15 protein-coding genes, 1 rRNA gene and 1 riboswitch are annotated in these 16759 nt (G+C 61.2%); of the genes, 10 read left to right on the forward strand and 6 right to left on the reverse strand.

What is annotated here, in order from left to right; translation table 11 throughout:
* The first annotated feature begins 133 nt into the window (after positions 1 to 133).
* Positions 134 to 3997 (forward strand): multifunctional oxoglutarate decarboxylase/oxoglutarate dehydrogenase thiamine pyrophosphate-binding subunit/dihydrolipoyllysine-residue succinyltransferase subunit, encoded by a 3864-nt coding sequence (locus tag I6E60_RS14235; RefSeq protein ID WP_197181002.1) that lies wholly within the window; start codon positions 134 to 136, stop codon positions 3995 to 3997.
* A 100-nt stretch (positions 3998 to 4097) separates the two neighbouring features.
* On the opposite strand, the gene I6E60_RS14240 is transcribed toward I6E60_RS14235, so the two are convergent.
* A complete protein-coding gene (locus I6E60_RS14240; protein WP_197108994.1) occupies positions 4098 to 4328 on the reverse strand; it encodes an anti-sigma factor in 231 nt (76 codons plus the stop codon).
* A complete protein-coding gene (locus I6E60_RS14245; protein WP_231601699.1) occupies positions 4325 to 4951 on the reverse strand; it encodes a sigma-70 family RNA polymerase sigma factor in 627 nt (208 codons plus the stop codon). The genes I6E60_RS14240 and I6E60_RS14245 overlap by 4 nt, the downstream gene beginning before the upstream one ends.
* A 109-nt stretch (positions 4952 to 5060) precedes the next feature.
* Between I6E60_RS14245 and aroA the strand changes: the two genes are divergently transcribed.
* From aroA to I6E60_RS14280, 7 genes are all read left to right on the forward strand, one after another.
* Positions 5061 to 6467 (forward strand): 3-phosphoshikimate 1-carboxyvinyltransferase, encoded by a 1407-nt coding sequence (gene aroA, locus I6E60_RS14250; RefSeq protein WP_197181004.1) that lies wholly within the window; start codon positions 5061 to 5063, stop codon positions 6465 to 6467.
* A gap of 2 nt (positions 6468 to 6469) precedes the next feature.
* On the forward strand, positions 6470 to 7531 hold the full coding sequence (gene rsgA / locus I6E60_RS14255) for a ribosome small subunit-dependent GTPase A (RefSeq protein ID WP_197126455.1): 1062 nt from the start codon (positions 6470 to 6472) through the stop codon (positions 7529 to 7531).
* Positions 7532 to 7533: 2 nt separating this feature from the next.
* Positions 7534 to 8325 carry an inositol monophosphatase family protein gene (locus I6E60_RS14260; RefSeq protein WP_197126450.1) on the forward strand — a complete coding sequence of 264 codons (792 nt, stop codon included), beginning with the start codon at positions 7534 to 7536 and terminating at the stop codon, positions 8323 to 8325.
* 96 nt (positions 8326 to 8421) lie between these two features.
* Entirely contained in the window at positions 8422 to 8922 is a 501-nt protein-coding gene (locus tag I6E60_RS14265; protein WP_197126448.1) for a septum formation family protein, read from the forward strand.
* Positions 8923 to 9066: 144 nt separating this feature from the next.
* On the forward strand, positions 9067 to 10341 hold the full coding sequence (locus I6E60_RS14270; protein WP_197181006.1) for a bifunctional alpha/beta hydrolase/OsmC family protein: 1275 nt from the start codon (positions 9067 to 9069) through the stop codon (positions 10339 to 10341).
* A gap of 80 nt (positions 10342 to 10421) precedes the next feature.
* A complete protein-coding gene (locus tag I6E60_RS14275; protein ID WP_197181008.1) occupies positions 10422 to 11252 on the forward strand; it encodes a siderophore-interacting protein in 831 nt (276 codons plus the stop codon).
* A gap of 134 nt (positions 11253 to 11386) precedes the next feature.
* Positions 11387 to 11482: riboswitch (glycine riboswitch) on the forward strand.
* Between the two features lie 147 nt (positions 11483 to 11629).
* Positions 11630 to 13084, forward strand: coding sequence for an L-serine ammonia-lyase (locus I6E60_RS14280; RefSeq protein ID WP_374189226.1), 1455 nt, complete (start codon positions 11630 to 11632; stop codon positions 13082 to 13084).
* A gap of 26 nt (positions 13085 to 13110) precedes the next feature.
* On the opposite strand, the gene I6E60_RS14285 is transcribed toward I6E60_RS14280, so the two are convergent.
* Positions 13111 to 13860: a pyrimidine reductase family protein gene (locus I6E60_RS14285; RefSeq protein ID WP_197181010.1), complete on the reverse strand. Its 750-nt coding sequence runs from the start codon at positions 13858 to 13860 to the stop codon at positions 13111 to 13113.
* 5 nt (positions 13861 to 13865) lie between these two features.
* Positions 13866 to 14771 carry a dihydropteroate synthase gene (folP, locus tag I6E60_RS14290; RefSeq protein ID WP_197181012.1) on the reverse strand — a complete coding sequence of 302 codons (906 nt, stop codon included), beginning with the start codon at positions 14769 to 14771 and terminating at the stop codon, positions 13866 to 13868.
* A 122-nt stretch (positions 14772 to 14893) separates the two neighbouring features.
* Here folP and I6E60_RS14295 point away from each other — a divergent pair, with 122 nt between their 5' ends.
* Positions 14894 to 15259 carry a DUF488 domain-containing protein gene (locus tag I6E60_RS14295; protein WP_197181014.1) on the forward strand — a complete coding sequence of 122 codons (366 nt, stop codon included), beginning with the start codon at positions 14894 to 14896 and terminating at the stop codon, positions 15257 to 15259.
* 41 nt (positions 15260 to 15300) lie between these two features.
* On the opposite strand, the gene I6E60_RS14300 is transcribed toward I6E60_RS14295, so the two are convergent.
* Positions 15301 to 15519, reverse strand: a complete 219-nt coding sequence (locus I6E60_RS14300) for an SCO4848 family membrane protein (protein ID WP_197181016.1) — start codon at positions 15517 to 15519, stop codon at positions 15301 to 15303.
* Between I6E60_RS14300 and I6E60_RS14305 the strand changes: the two genes are divergently transcribed.
* The gene (locus I6E60_RS14305) at positions 15518 to 16255 is read left to right on the forward strand and encodes a YigZ family protein (RefSeq protein ID WP_307841874.1); all 738 of its coding nucleotides are present in this window, start codon (positions 15518 to 15520) and stop codon (positions 16253 to 16255) included. The two genes, I6E60_RS14300 and I6E60_RS14305, sit on opposite strands and share 2 nt — an antisense overlap.
* Positions 16256 to 16389: 134 nt before the next feature.
* Here the strand turns inward: I6E60_RS14305 and rrf are convergent.
* A 5S ribosomal RNA gene (gene rrf / locus I6E60_RS14310) occupies positions 16390 to 16506 on the reverse strand.
* Positions 16507 to 16759 lie beyond the last annotated feature (253 nt).

Consider the following 16759-nt stretch of genomic DNA (forward strand, 5'->3'; position numbering starts at 1 on the left):
CAGGAAAATAAGGGAGATCGCCGCCTCACGGCCAGCAGACGCACAACAAAGCGATTAACATTGTCAGGGATGTCTGGCGCGCAGACCGCGCGCCGTTTTTGTGATCACCAGAACTGAAAGTAGGCGGTTTGACGTGTCAGGCCAAGTAACCGGAACCGCAGCGGACGGAGACTCCTCGGGCGACTTCGGGGCCAACGAATGGTTGGTCGACGAGATGTACGAAAAGTACCTCGAAGACAAAAATCTAGTAGCGGAATCCTGGTGGCCCTTCTTGGAGAGCTATACGCCATCGGCAGACTTGACTCCCTCAAGTGCCGTTCCCACGTCGACAACTCCGGATGCTCCGGCCGCAGCCCCGGCGACGACGCCGGCTGCACCGCAGTCCACCGCCGCAGCAACTCCTGCAGCTCCCGCCGCTCCCGCCGCTCCCGCGGCCCCCGCTGCAGCCTCTCCCGCCGCCGAGGCCAAGCCCTTCGTCGACGAGGCTAACCCCAGCACGGGCAGCCAGCCCATCGCTCGCACTACGTCGATTGAGCCGAAGCCCCAGCCGATCCCGGCTGAAGCGCCGTCGACGACTCCGATTGAAACGCTCAAGGCTGAGGCCGCCGCTAAGCCCAAAACGGAGAACGTTGTTGCTCCCCTCCGTGGCGCTGCGAAGGCACTCGCGTCGAACATGGACTCAAGCCTCACGGTCCCTACCGCTACGAGTGTTCGCACGATCCCGGCGAAGCTCATGATTGACAACCGCATTGTCATCAACAACCACCTCAAGCGTGCTCGCGGTGGCAAGGTGTCGTTCACGCACCTCATCGCGTGGGCCATTATCGAGACTCTCAAAGAGTTCCCCAGCCAGAACGTTTTTTACGACGAGCCAAATGGTAAGCCGTCTGTTGTTACTCCGGCGCACATCAACCTCGGCATCGCGATCGACATGCCGAAGCCTGATGGCACGCGCGCGCTCGTTGTTCCCGGCATCAAGAACGCCGAGACGATGGGCTTCGCCGAGTTCCTCGCCGCCTACGAAGATGTTGTGTCTCGCGCCCGCGCGAACAAGTTGACCGGGCCCGACTACATGGGCAACACGATTTCGCTCACCAACCCTGGCGGAATCGGCACCGAGCATTCCGTTCCCCGCCTCATGCGCGGTTCGGGAACGATCGTCGGCGCCGGAGCGCTTGAATACCCGGCCGAGTTCCAGGGTGCGAGCCTTCGCACTCTCACGGAGTTGGGTATCGGCAAGACGGTTACCCTCACGAGCACCTATGACCACCGCGTCATTCAGGGTGCCGGCTCGGGTGAGTTCCTCAAGAAGATCCACGAGCGACTCATCGGTGCCAACAACTTCTACGAAGACATCTTCGCGGCGTTGCGCATCCCTTACGACCCCATTCACTGGGCCAACGACATCAACGTCGACCTCGCCGACAACATCAACAAGACGTCGCGCGTTCAGGAACTGATTAACTCGTTCCGCGTTCGTGGTCACCTCATGGCTGACACCGACCCGCTCGAGTACCGTCAGCGTTCACACCCCGACCTCGACATTTCGAGCCACGGCCTTACCTTCTGGGATCTCGACCGTGAGTTTGTCACTGGCGGTTTCGGCGGCAAGCGTCAAGCCCTGCTGCGCGAGATTCTTGGCACACTGCGTGATGCCTACTGCCGCACCGTTGGCATTGAGTACATGCACATTCAGAACCCGGAGCAGCGCCGCTGGATCCAGGATCACGTCGAGAAGCCCTACAGCAAGCCCGGCCACGACGAGCAGATGCGCATCCTTGGCAAGCTCAACGAAGCCGAAGCCTTTGAGACCTTCCTGCAGACCAAGTACGTCGGCCAGAAGCGCTTCAGCCTTGAGGGTGGAGAGTCGACGATTGCGCTGCTGGATGCCGTCATCCAGAAAGCCGCCGAGGCCAATCTTGAAGAGGTTGCCATCGGTATGGCCCACCGTGGCCGCCTGAGCGTGCTCACGAACATCGCCGGAAAGACCTACGGTCAAATCTTCCGCGAGTTCGAGGGAACCCAAGACCCGCGCACCGTTCAGGGTTCGGGTGACGTGAAGTACCACCTCGGCACCGAGGGCACCTTCACTGCTGCCGATGGTCGCCAGATTCCTGTCTACCTTGCCGCTAACCCTTCACACCTTGAAGCGGTAGATGGCGTGCTTGAGGGAATCGTTCGCGCTAAGCAAGACCGTCGCCCCATTGGTTCCTACGCCGTTCTGCCCGTCATGGTTCACGGAGACGCGGCGATGGCCGGTCAGGGAATCGTTGTTGAGATCTTGCAGATGTCGCAGCTGCGTGCATACCGCACGGGTGGCACCATCCACGTGAACATCAACAACCAGGTTGGTTTCACGACGCCGCCGAGCGAGGGCCGCACGTCGCAGTACTCGACAGATGTTGCCAAGACGGTCCAGGCACCGATCTTCCACGTGAACGGTGACGACCCCGAAGCTGTTGTTCGCGTTGCCGAGCTCGCCTTCGCTTACCGCCAGAAGTTCCACCGCGATGTTGTGATCGACCTCATCTGCTACCGCCGCCGTGGCCACAACGAGGGTGACGACCCCTCGATGACGCAGCCGCTCATGTACAACTTGATCGAAGCGAAGCGTTCCGTTCGAACCCTCTACACCGAGGGTCTCGTTGGTCGTGGCGACATCACTCAGGAAGAGTACGAAGCCAGCCACCAGGACTTCCAAGACCGCCTCGAGCGCGCTTTTGCCGAAACGCACGCCGCTCAGACCGGTTCGATGCCGATCCTCACCAAAGATGGCAACGGAGTTTCTGACCTCGAGCGTCCCGGCTCGCAGCGCGACGATGCGATCGGGGAGCCCATCACGACGGGTATCGACGAGAGTGTTGTTCAGCTCATTGGTGATGCGCACGCTAACCCACCGGCAAACTTCACCGTGCACAAGAAGTTGCAGGCCCTGCTGAAGAAGCGCACCGACATGAGCCGCAAGGGCGGCATCGACTGGGCTTTCGCCGAGTTGCTCGCTATCGGTTCTGTGCTTCTCGAAGGCACCCCGGTGCGTATGGCCGGTCAGGATGCTCGCCGCGGCACGTTTGTTCAGCGTCACGCTGTGCTCCACGACCGCGAAAACGGTCAAGAGTGGTTGCCGCTGCAAAACCTTTCCGAGAACCAGTCACGCTTCTGGATCTACGATTCGCTGCTCAGCGAGTACGCCGCTCTCGGCTTCGAGTACGGCTACTCGGTCGAGCGTGCCGACGCTCTCGTCATGTGGGAAGCCCAGTTCGGTGACTTCGCCAACGGCGCTCAGATCGTCGTAGACGAGTTCATTTCGAGCGCCGAGCAGAAGTGGGCGCAACGTTCAAGCGTCGTCATGCTGCTGCCACACGGCTATGAGGGCCAGGGCCCCGATCACTCCTCCGCCCGCATCGAGCGCTACTTGCAGATGTGTGCCGAGAACAACATGATCGTGGCTCGCCCGTCGACGCCGGCATCGTATTTCCACTTGCTGCGCCGCCAGGCCTACTCGCGTCCGCGCCGTCCGCTGATCGTGTTCACCCCCAAGGCGATGCTTCGCCTGCGCGGTGCCACCAGTGATGTTGCCGACTTCACGAGTGGTCGCTTCGAGCCCGTTCTCGACGATGTTCGTCTCGACGACAAGTCGGCCGTCACTCGCGTCATCGTGACGTCGGGCAAGACCTACTACGACATCGTTGCCGAACTCGACAAGCGCGAGATCAAGCACATTGCCGTGGTGCGCATGGAGCAGTTCTACCCGCTCCCCGTTGCTGACATGAATGTGGTTCTCAGCCAGTACCCGAACGCAGACATCGTGTGGACTCAGGATGAGCCCGAGAACCAGGGTGCTTGGCCGTTCATTAGCTTGGAACTGCAGCGCCACGTTGAGTCGCGCGAGATCAAGCTCGCCTCGCGTCCGGCATCCGCCTCACCGGCGACCGGTTCGTCGAAGCGCAGCGCGCTTGAGCAGGCCGAACTGATCGACCACGCGATTACCCAGCCGTAACCGCACCCGCGTTAATAACAAAAGCGGGCATCCTCTTCGGAGGATGCCCGCTTTTGCGTTAGCAAGTGAGCAGCTGTAGGCGCTCAGCGCTAGAGAGTATTTAGGCGCCCGCCAGCTTCGACAAGATCGCGCTGCGCAGATCATCTGGTGCCGTCTCACGGCAGGCCTGCTTGACCTTGAGCTTCAACGCGAGTGCCACAAGGTGTTCGCTCGAGCAGGATTCGCAGTTGTCGAGATGGTTTGAGACATCCTGAAAGTCGGCCTCGTTGAGTTCGCGGTCGAGGTATTCCTCGAGTTCAGCTTTTGCTTTTTCACAACCGCAGTCGGTCATTTGGTGCTCCTTGATGCTGCTGGCGTGCCGGGGGTGCGGTCACGCGCGTAGTCGGCCAGTAGTTCGCGCAACATACGACGGCCACGGTGCAGTCGGCTCATTACGGTGCCTACGGGGGTTTTCATGATGTCGGCGATCTCCTGATAGGAGAAGCCCTCGACGTCGGCGAAGTAGACCGCGAGGCGGAAGTCTTCGGGAATCGACTGCAGGGCATCCTTCACCGCGCTGTCGGGCAGGTGATCAATCGCTTCAGCCTCAGCTGACCGGGTTGACACCGACTGGGTGACAGATTCTGCGCCACCCAATTGCCAGTCTTCGAGCTCATCAATCGTGCCCTGATAAGGATTGCGCTGGTTCTTGCGATAAATGTTGATGAAGGTGTTGGTCTGGATGCGGTACAACCAGGCCTTCAAATTGGTGCCCTGCTGGTATTGCCCGAATGCTTGGAACGCTTTTACAAAGGTCTCTTGAACGAGATCTGCAGCGTCGGTGGGATTGCGGGTCATACGCATGGCAGCGCCAAAAAGCTGGTCCATAAAGGGCAGCGCTTGCTCTTCAAACTGTCGTCGCTTCTCGTCAGCGGCAGCATCGGTAGCGCTGGGCTCAACTCTGTCGGTAGTCATTAGCGACAATTCTAGTTCGCTGATGACGGCATCCTGCTGAGTGTTCAGTACTGCGGTCATACGGGCGCCTCCTCCGTGGGGTCTTAAACGCCGATACTCTTAGTAACTGATGTTCGTATCTAAGTATTCCAACCCAGAATTCAGCCCGTATGACGACGAGACGGTGCCAGACACCACGGTGCCCGGAAACTGGCCTGCGCCCACCGTTTCGCATGCCCTCGCAGCGTCGCTGAGTTTGCCGGGCAGCAAGAGTCTCACGAACCGCGAACTGGTCTTGGCTGCCCTCGCTGATGGCCCCTCTCGTTTGCACTCGCCCCTTCATTCGCGCGATAGCGCTCTCATGATTCAGGCTCTCCGCGCGCTCGGCGTGAGAATTGACGAGATCGCAACGGGGAACGCTTTTGGTCCCGACCTACAGATCACCCCGGGCGAGCTCGAAGGTGGCACCTCAATCGATTGCGGTCTCGCGGGAACGGTCATGCGTTTCTTGCCGCCCGTTGCGGCGCTCGCCCTCGGCCCGGTCGCTTTCGACGGCGACGAAGCAGCCCTTCGTCGTCCCATGCGCACCACGATTGACTCACTGCGAGCGCTCGGCGTGGATGTGTCCGACGACGGTCGCGGAACCCTCCCCTTCAGCCTGTATGGCATGGGCACGGTTGCCGGCGGCGACGTCAGCATCGATGCTTCGGCATCCAGCCAATTCGTTTCTGGTCTTCTTCTCGCGGCAGCACGCTTCGAGAACGGACTCACGTTGCGTCACACCGGTGACAAGCTGCCGAGCATGCCGCACATTGAAATGACGGTGGCATGCCTTGCTGCACGTGGGGTCACGGTCGAGAGTCCGGAACCCGGGGTGTGGGTTGTTCCCGCTAGCCCCATCCGCGCGATCGACGTGGCGCTCGAGCCCGACCTCTCTAATGCAGCGCCGTTCTTGGCTGCCGCGATCGTGGCCGGCGGAACTGTCACGATTGAAGGCTGGCCAGAGTCAACCACTCAGGTCGGTGCTGACCTTGAGCAGCTACTTCCCCTTTTCGGGGCGACAGTCACTCGCAAAGATGGCGCGCTCACTGTCGATGGCGGCGTAGGCGTCGTGGGCGGCCAGCGCTACCCCGGAATTGAGCTCGACCTTTCTACCGGTGGTGAGCTCGCTCCCGCAATCGTGGCGATTGCAGCACTCGCGTCGTCCGCGAGCACAATCACGGGAATCGGTCACTTGCGCGGCCACGAAACCGACCGTCTCGCAGCCTTACGCACCGAGATCAACGCGCTCGGCGGAGCCGTCACCGAACTCGACGACGGTCTCCACATTGAGCCAGCCGAACTCCACGGTGGCGTGTGGCACAGCTACGAAGACCACCGGATGTCCACGGCTGGCGCCATCATTGGCCTTGCCATTGAAGGCGTGGAGATTGAGGGTATCGACGCCACCGCCAAGACGCTCCCCCAGTTCCCAGAACTGTGGCGCACGCTCGTCGGCGATGCTCCGCTGACCACTGACACTCTCGGATTGCTCTAACGATGAGTTGGCTCACGGGCGATGACGACGATGATGACCGCAAGTACAGCGAATACGATGAGAGTTCGATTCGCATGCGGCCGAACCCCAAGGCGAATAAGCCACGGAGCAAGATTCGCCCCGACCACGCGGACGCCATCGAAGGACGCGTCTTTAGCGTCGATCGGGGCCGCTACGGCGTCTGGGTAGACGAGGGAACGCCAGACGAACGCCAAATCATCGCCGCTCGTGCCCGCGAACTCGGCCGCAACCAACAGGGCAAAGTGTCGGTCGTTACGGGTGACTGGGTCGACCTCGTCGGCGATACGACCGGCACCGAAGGCACTCTCGCGCGCATCGTGCGCATCCGAGAGCGCGCCACACTGCTTCGCCGCAGCGCCGACGACACGGATGCCGTCGAACGCATCATTGTCGCCAACGCCGACCAGATGCTCATCGTTGTTGCCGCCGCCGACCCGGAGCCGCGACCGAGACTCGTCGACCGCTATCTCGTGGCGGCCTTTGATGCGGGGATTGATCCCATCCTGTGCATCACCAAAACTGACCTGCAAGATCCGGCGCCGTTCTTGGAGAACTTTGCCGGTCTCGATCTGACAGTGATCGAGAGCCGTTCGGATGAGGTTCCCCTCGACGAGCTGCGTGCCCTTCTCGACGGCCACACTACGGTTGCGGTTGGCCACTCGGGAGTGGGCAAATCGACGCTCGTAAATGCTCTTGTGCCCGACGCTAATCGCGCGGTCGGCCATGTCAACGCAGTCACGGGGCGCGGGCGTCACACGTCGTCGTCAACCATTTCGTATCGCGTGGGCACCGGCTGGGTCGTCGATACTCCCGGAGTTCGATCTTTTGGCCTCGGTCACATCGACCCGAGCAAGATCTTGTCGTCGTTTACCGACTTGGCCGAGCTTGCCGAAGAGTGTCCGCGCGGCTGCACTCACTTGCCTGATGCCCCCGACTGCGCGATCGCTGAAGCGGTCGCAGCCGGAGCGCTCGGCGAGGTCGGTAAGTTACGCCTCGACTCGTTCCAGCGGCTCATCACGACACTCGGTTCCGCTAGCGTGTAGTCGTGACCGAATACACTCTCGCCGACGATCTTTCCCTCGCGCTCGCCCTTGCCGGCGATGCCGACCTCATCTCGCTCGACCGCTTCACCGCGCTCGATCTCGAAGTCACGACTAAGCCCGACCGCACGCCGGTCACGGATGCCGACAAAGCTGTTGAGCGCAGCATCCGTGCCGGAATTGCTGCTGCCCGTCCCGGAGACTCGATTCTCGGAGAAGAGTATGGCGAGGCCGGAGACTCGAACCGCCAGTGGATTATCGATCCCATCGATGGCACCTCAAACTTTTTGCGCGGCGTCCCCATCTGGGGAACACTTATCTCGCTCGTCATCGATGGTGTGCCCCAGGTTGGAGTGGTCAGTTCCCCCGCTCTTGGTAAGCGGTGGTGGGCGGCCACCGGTCACGGCGCTTTCGCTCAGGCCCGCGATGGCGAGCCTGAACAGATCTCAGTGAGCAAGGTGTCCTCGCTTGAGGCGGCATCCATCAGCTACAACAGCCTGCCGGGCTGGGATGAAGCTGGTCGCCTCGATGCTGTCGTTGCGTTGACTCGTGCCACGTGGCGTTCGCGCGCGATCGGCGATATGTGGGCGTACATGTTGCTCGCCGAAGGTGCGCTCGATGTCGTGGGCGAATTCGATTTGAAGCCCTACGATATGGCGGCTCTGATCCCCATTGTGTTGGAAGCCGGCGGTCGTTTCACTTCTGTTGAAGGCGTTCCCGGACCGTGGGAAGGTAACGCTCTGGCAACAAATGGCGTACTTCACGACGAAGTTCTAGGGTTTTTGGGCTCTCATTAGCGTTTTTCCCGCTTCTTCGACCTGTGAATGTGCTGAATTTCACTAAGCTTGAGAAGAACGAAGCGTTATCACCTCAGACGAAAGAGACCCACTTCTATGACGACAGATAACATCTGGCGCCGGACGCTCGCCATCGCCACCATTGCTGTTGCAGCTGTGGCGCTCAGTGGCTGCAGCATCATCGATCAAGTTACGAACGAAATTTCGGATGCCGTCGACCCCGGAGCCGGCACCACTCAAGATATCTTCAGCCTCGTTATTGGTGACTGCGAAGTCGGCAACCAAGACGGCGGCGAAGTTTCCAGCACCAAGACCATCGACTGCGCCGAGCCGCACGATGCAGAGGTTTACGCGGCGTCCTACATGGCCGACGGTGATTTCCCCGGTGACTCCGCAATTGAAGATCAGGCAACGGCTGACTGCTACGCAGAGTTCGGAACCTTCATCGGCGCAGAGTACGAAGACTCGGTCTACGACTTCTCCTGGTACTACCCCACCGAGGGCAGCTGGTCAGAGGGCGACCGCGAGATCTTGTGTCTCGTCTACGACCCCTCCGGCGACCAGATCAGCGGTTCGCTTGCAGGTGCCGCAGAGTAATTTTCTTTTCGGAACGGCTGGCGAAGACACGGTCTTTGCCAGCCGTTCCGGCGTTAACGGGAAGAACTGAGAGCATGGGGGCGTTGCATCCGGTATCCGGATAAGAAACGCTGGAGCAAGTCGACACGAAAGCGGTAACGGACAATGAAGATCGAATTCCCCGGCTCCAACGGCTCCATGCTGGCGGCCCGCCTCGACCTCCCCGAAGGCACCCCTTCCGCCTACGCGCTCTTCGCTCACTGCTTCACGTGTTCGAAGGACTCATTCGCTGCCTCACGCATTTCGAAAGCACTCGTTGACTACGGCATCGCCGTCTTGCGCTTCGACTTCACTGGCTTGGGCGGCTCCGACGGTGATTTTTCTAACACTAACTTCAGCTCAAACATCGATGATGTTGTGGCCGCCACTGAATATCTCGGCACCAACTACCGCGCCCCCACGATCCTCATTGGACACTCCCTGGGCGGAGCCGCCGTGCTCGCGGCAGCCCATCGCGTGCCCTCGACGCGTGCTGTCGTCACGCTCGGCAGTCCCAGCGATCCTGCCCACATCACGAATCTGTTCGCCCACGCGAGCGAGGAAATTGTGACTGCGGGAGAAGCAATGGTTCAGCTGGGCGGCCGCGAGTTCCGCATCCGCAAACAACTCCTCGATGACATTGCCGCACAGCCGCAGTCGGTTCGACTGCGTGATCTGGATGCCGCACTTTTGGTCATGCACTCCCCCATCGATCAGACCGTGGGCATCGACAACGCGCGGGAGATCTTCGAAACAGCGAAGCACCCCAAGTCGTTCGTGGCGCTCGATGGTGCGGATCATCTCCTGAGCAATCGTGATGATGCTGCTTTCGCGGCCAGCATGATCGCGGCCTGGTCGGCTCGCTATGCTTTCGACCACACCGCAGCCCCAGAACAGCGGGCGAGCAGTGCTGGACCGAAGACTCCTCCGGTCGTCGCCCACCCGAGCGCCTCGATCACCGCCGATGGCAGCTCGGTGATCGTCACCGAGAGCGGCCCTGCGCGCTACGAACAGCGCGTCTTTGCTTCGGGTCACGAGCTCATCTCTGATGAGCCTGCACCGCTGAGCGAAAATCATGGCCCAGCGCCCTATGACCTTGTCTTGGCCGGGCTCGGAAGCTGCACTTCCATCACCATCAGGATGTACGCCGACCGCAAAAAGATGCCGTTGAAGTCGGTCAGCGTTCGGCTGAGTCGCGAGCGTATCGACGCGGCCGCGTGCGAGCACTGCACCTCGACCGAAGGAATGGTCGAGCATTTCACACGCGAGCTCACGTTCGAGGGCGACCTCACTGCCGAGCAACGTGCTTCGCTTCTCGTCATTGCCGATAAGTGCCCCGTGCATCGCTCGCTCGAGGGCGAAATCTCCATCACGACGACAGAAACCGCGCCGTCGCTCTAGCTCTCCCCGCTCGCGAGGGTTACAGTAGTTAGGTAAGCCTAACTTTTACGGAAATGAGCTGGCGCCCGCGCCCATCGCCTATGACAATTGAACGTGACTCCGTCAAGCATCCCCTCGTCATCCGCCACCTGACGGTGAGCGCCGTCAGCCACCCGGCGCCGTCGATTGCGCGCATTACCCTCAGCGGTGATGAACTCGCCGGATTTGTCAGCAGTGGCCCCACCGACCACGTCAAAGTATTCTTTCCCGATCCCGCAACCGGCGTGCTCACCGCACCCACGATGACCGCCGATGGAATCAAGAAGCCCAAGGGCGAAGGCAAGGTTATCTCGCGTGACTACACCCCGCTCGGTTTCCGCAGCGATGCTGGTCGTCACGAGCTCGACATCGACTTCGTCGTCCACGGAGACGAGGGGCCCGCCTCCGCCTGGGCCGGAAAAGCCGCCGCTGGCGACAGCCTCGTGATCGCCGGTCCGCGGGGATCACGACTGCTGCCCGTTGGCGCAACCCACGTCATCCTGATCGTGGACGAAACGGCGTTCCCGGCAGCCTCGCGCTGGATCGACATGCTCCCCACCTCGGTAAACATCACCGCCCTGTTCGACGTCGCCGACGAAAGCCTTGAGAGCTACTTCAGCGACGAGCTAAAGGCGCGCATGGATGCCGAGTGGTTCTATCGCCGTGACGGTCTTGGGCAGCTGGAAGCCGCGCTACGCGCGCTCGGTGAGATCGGTGAATCCACCTTCGTGTTCCTCGCCGGCGAAGCCACCACCCTTGTTCCGCTTCGGCGCTACCTGCGCCGCGAGCTTGGCCTCCCCAAGCAGCAAGTAACAGCCGACGGTTACTGGCGCCGTGGAGTGACAAACGCTGACCACCACGAGCCGATCGATCCCTCAGACCCGGAGGACTAAACCGTCTCAACGAGCGTGCGTTTCGCAGCGCTGAGTGGTGGAACGCCCGCTCGACTGAGCACCAGTCCGGCGCGAGATTGACGGGTCTGCGAGGCAGGCTCAAGTGTATGCTGAGGGCACAAGTGAACAGCCGTCATTCCGCTGCGGGAGAGTCCTTCCGATCGTTGGTTGGCGCCGTAGGAGCAAACCCTCTCCGGGAATCTCTCAGGCCCCAGTACCGCAGTGGATAGGCAACTCTGAAAAGCAGTCGGCCCTGTCCGACTCGCCGACGGGGCAACGCAACGCCACAAGCGTGCGGAAACTCTCAGGCCCGATACAGAGCGGAGAGGACTCGACGACACCCGTACGACGCTGTGCGGTGAAGAAACGGAGTCACCGTGGCCATTCGCAATCTGACCCCCCGAACTGAAGTACCAACGCCCTCGCTCGAAGAGGTGCCCCTCAGCAGCTTCGATCTGTTCACGGTCGGCATCGGCCCCTCCAGTTCACACACGGTCGGCCCCATGCGCGCGGCTGCGTCCTTCGCCGCTGATCTTTCCGACCACGGGATGCTCGACGCTGTCGACACTCTCAGCGTTCGCCTCTACGGTTCTCTCGCCGCAACCGGTGCTGGCCACGGCACGATGAGCGCGGTACTCATTGGCTTGGAGGGCAAGCTCCCCGACCAGGTTCTCCCCGCAGAGATGGAACAGATTCTGGCCCGCATCGAAGAATCTGGGCTGCTGCGCTTGGGCGCGAGTCACGATCTGCCGTTCCGCGAGTCCGACATCGCCCTGCACCCGCTCACCGTGCTCGACGGGCATCCGAACGGCATGCGCTTTGCGGCATACGATGCGGATGGCACCGCAATTCTCGAGGCAACCTACTTCTCGATCGGTGGCGGTTTCATCTATCGGGAGGGCGACAACCGTGATGGCAGCTCCTCTAGCGGCCCAGCCGCTGTGGCAGACCCGCTGCCGTTCCGCACTGCAGCGCAATTGCTCGCGCACTGTCGCGCCGAAGGGCTCAGCTTCAGCGGCGTGATGTTGCGCAACGAGTTGGCGCGCCGCCCCGAGTCTGAGGTGGTTGCTGGGCTCCTGCACATCCGCGATGTCATGGACGAGTGCAAGAACAACAGCCTCGAACGCACCGGTAACCTGCCCGGCAATTTGAAGGTGCGGCGTCGGGCTCCCGAGTGGCACCGACGCCTACGCGAAGAAGACCCCAACCGCGATCCGAACTTTTGGCAGGAATGGGTCAACCTCGTTGCCCTAGCCGTCAACGAAGAAAATGCCTCAGGTGGCCGGGTCGTCACCGCCCCCACCAACGGTGCTGCTGGCATCATCCCGGCCGTGCTGTTCTACGCGACCCACTACGCACCAGGTATGAAAGACGCCGACCAAGCGACGAAGGATGACGCTACCGTGCGCTTCTTGCTGGCCAGCGCGGCCGTGGGCGTGCTCTACAAGCGCATGGCTTCCATCTCGGGCGCCGAGGTCGGATGTCAGGGCGAGGTTGGCTCGGCCTCCTCCATGGCGGCTGCGGGGCTCGCTGAAATTCTCGGTGGAACTCCCGCGCAGGTCGAGAATGCGGCCGAGATTGCGATGGAACACAACCTCGGACTCACGTGCGATCCTATTGGTGGACTCGTGCAAATCCCGTGCATTGAGCGCAACGCGATTGCTGCCTCGAAGGCGATCAACGCTGCGAAGATGGCGTTGTGGGGTGATGGCGAGCACCGCGTCTCGCTCGATGAGGTCATTATCACGATGGCCGAGACCGGCAAGGATATGAGTTCGCGCTACAAAGAGACGTCGATGGGCGGTCTCGCCGTCAACGTCGTCGAGTGCTAGCGCGCGCGTATCGCAACGACAGCGCGCTAGCGAGCGGCGCGGAGGTAGCGCAGCAGTAGCGTTCCATCGGGCGCGGACAGCGCGTGCGCGAGCGACATGTTTTGCGGTGTCGCATCCGCCGCGTCCACAATACGTCGCGCCGAGCCGCCTTCAAGCCGCGGGCTCACGGTGAGGCAAAGCTCGTCGACAACGCCTTGGGCAATCATGGTTGCGAAGAGTGTTGGACCGCCCTCGCTGTGCTGCTGAACTAGCCCGCGCTCCGCCAAAAGGTGTTTCATCTCGACGGTGTCTACGGCAGCATCCCCCGCAATGATCACGTCAGCAACCTCTTCGATTCGCTTACGACTCTCCGCGGGTGCGCTCTCGGTGGTCACCACGAGGGGGCGCGTCGCATAGCTGCCTAGGTCTCCCGGTTCCAGCCGCAGGGATGCCGTCACAATCGCAAACGGTGGCTGAGCAGCGAGTCCTTGCGAAGTCCGCCACTCCGCAGATTCCGCGTCGAGAGCGAGGTTGCGGTAACCCTCTTGCCGCACTGTTCCTGCGCCAACGACGATGACATCCGCAAGTCGACGGAGCAGCCCGAAAACACGACCGTCTGAGTCCGTGCCAAGGCCACCCGATACTCCCTCGTGGGTAGCAGCACCATCGATGCTCGACACAAAGTTCGCGCGCAACCACGGCACCGATCGATCAGCTACCGCGTAGCTCGCCAGCAGTTGCTCGTCGGTCAGAGGAGCGCCTGCGCTCAGGGAATGGATCTCAGATGCGTCGGCCACAGTGCCTACCTTTCGTTGATGTCGGACATGTTGTGCTTCAGCAGCGCGGGCTCGCGGAGCCCCAGAATCGCTTCCGTCATGCGCACGGCAGCTACCGTTTCAGCGACCTCGTGCACCCGCACCACCCTCGCGCCATTGAGGATGGATGCCACGGCGGCTGCGAGCGAACCTTCTAACCGTTCATGCTTCGGCTTATCAAGCACTTCGCCGATGAAGTCTTTATTGGAGAGCGCGACGAGGGTCGGCAACCCGAGTTCGGTGATTACGTCGAGGCGGCGCGTGAGTTCGAGGCTGTGCAGCGTGTTCTTGTTCAGGTCATGCCCCGGATCGATGAAGAGCCGATCGTCGGCAACTCCAGAATCCAAAGCTTGCTCGACTCGGCTCTGCAGAAAGTCACGCACCTCTGCCGCAACATCGTCATACTGCGGCCGCGCGAACTGGGTGCGTGGCTGCGCCCGCGAATGAACAAGAATGAGCGATGCATCACTGGCAGCAACAACTCCGGCGAGGTCAGGATCGCTCAGGCCTGTCGTGTCATTGATCACCGTGGCACCGGCCGCGATGCTGCGGCGTGCAACCTCAGCGTGGAACGTGTCGACGGAGATCACGACGTCGGATGCTTCGCGAAGCGCCTGCACCACAGGAACGACTCGCTCGCACTCCTCCTCGACGCTCAGCGGGTCGCCTGGAGCGAACGGAACACCGCCGATGTCGATCCAATCGGCTCCCTGCTCGACAGCCCGCAGCGACGCGGCAACAGCGTCCTCTAGCGCATAGTTGGTTCCCGCATCGTAAAAAGAATCGGGCGTGCGATTCACGATTGCCATCACCGCAACCTGGCGCGAGAAGTCGAAGGTTCGATCACCAATAGTGCGTCGTGGATTCCGCAGCGGCGGGAGCTTGAAACTCATACTCCCTATACTGGGCGACGATGCTGACAACTGCATTCAGGCCGCGTCCGCGAGCCGGTCTTTCCCCGTTCAAAGCTTCGCCAGCTATGGTGACCACAGCGACGAGAGGGGAGAAATCCCGCATGACGACGTTCGTAACTGCACGAATCTACGAGCCCGCACAGGCTGAGGACGGCTACCGGGTGCTTATTGACCGGCTCTGGCCGCGTGGCGTCAGCAAGGCCCGCGCCGAACTTGACGCATGGTGCAAAGACTTCGCGCCCAGCAGAGAATTGCGCACATGGTGGAACCACGATCCTGCGCGGCTCGATGAATTTGCCGCCCGCTATCGTCTCGAACTGGACGAGAATCCAGACGTGCCCGATGCGATCGCCCGCTTGGAGTCCCACGACCACGTCACGCTGCTCTACGCCGCTCATGATCCCCAGGTCAATCACGCGAACGTCTTGCGCGACTATCTCGCCGAATCTCCGAACAAGAGCAGTTAGCTGCTAGCAGCTAGCAGCTAGTAGCTCTAGCTCAGCATCAGTTAGCCACGTAGCAGCAGAAGTATGCCGGCAAGCACGGATGCCGCAGCAATCACCAATGCGATTCCGAGCAGCACGGCGTGCACACGGTAGAACGCGGTGGCCTTTCCCGCGGTGTCGCGCGCCCGAGGGTCAGCGCTGACGCGCTTGAAGAATCGCGGCCACGCGATGACATTGAACAGCGCACTGATAAACAGAATGATTGCGGCAAACAGCTCCATGATGTTCTCAGCCTACGCCGCGCTCGTGAGCCCGTGCGCCACCATCCCGATGCGAGTGCGAGACAATGGATGGATGCGCGAGTACACGTTACGCGGAGGCCCCGGTGCCACCGCCGAAGCCGAACTCGAAGTCAAACGATCACGCTTCCTGTGCCGCATAGTCCGAGTCGACAACGAAGCGGATGCCCGAGACGTCATCGAACAGGCGCGTAAAACCCATTGGGATGCGCGGCACCACTGCTCTGCGTTTGTCCTCGGCTCTTCAACTGAGCCAGATCAGGTTCGCCGATCAAACGATGATGGTGAGCCGTCAGGAACCGCCGGACGCCCCATTCTCGACGTGATCACCGGCCGCAATCTCATTGATTGCGTTGCGGTGGTTACACGCTATTTTGGCGGCACCCTCTTGGGCACCGGCGGTCTTATCCGCGCCTACTCGGATGCCACAGCACTCGCCGTCGACGGGTTGCGCGTCCAGAAGCGTCTTGTTCTTCGATCACGGCGTGAGCTGTTTAAGCTGGCACTCCCTCATGCGGATGCTGGGCGGGTTGAGTCTGAGTTGCGCCAACACGGCGTCACGGTCGTCGGCACCGAGTACGGAAGTTCAGCGGTGATGACGTTGGCGGCGGACCCTGGCGACGAATCAGCTCTGGCCGAGCGCGTTGCCGGCATCACGTCGGGCTCGCGGTCGCTCGTGAGCGTCGGCTCCGAGTGGGTCGACGCGGAGCTCCGCTAGCACGGCGCTGGATGTCTGTCCGCTCGTCGCCGAGCTTCGATCGTACAAGAACTGCACCCGGCGGTGGACGAAGATCGTGGGTGGTTAACGCAAAATAGCCACACCCCGAAGGGTGTGGCTATTTTACAATTGAAGTCCGGCGGTGTCCTACTCTCCCACAAGGTCCCCCTTGCAGTACCATCGGCGCAGAGAGTCTTAGCTTCCGGGTTCGGAATGTAACCGGGCGTTTCCCTCTCGCTATGGCCGCCGAAACACTATTGATTTATGTATCAGTCTGGGCCAGTTCACATCGCAGAGCATTCCACCAAGGTGGGTGCTCAGCAGTGTGTGCTGGGCGCAGTTCCCGACCGTAAATCGGGAACCACAAAGTGGACGCGAGAATTCTTCTCAGTCACCATTCGACAACCCGAGGGTTGCCCAGTGAGGTGGGGTGTTATCAATTTATCGACTTATTAGTACTGGTCAGCTCCACAGGTCTTTAGTCCCTGCTTCCACATCCAGCCT

It is taken from the genome of Salinibacterium sp. SWN167 (assembly GCF_015864665.1).
Classification (GTDB): domain Bacteria; phylum Actinomycetota; class Actinomycetes; order Actinomycetales; family Microbacteriaceae; genus Rhodoglobus.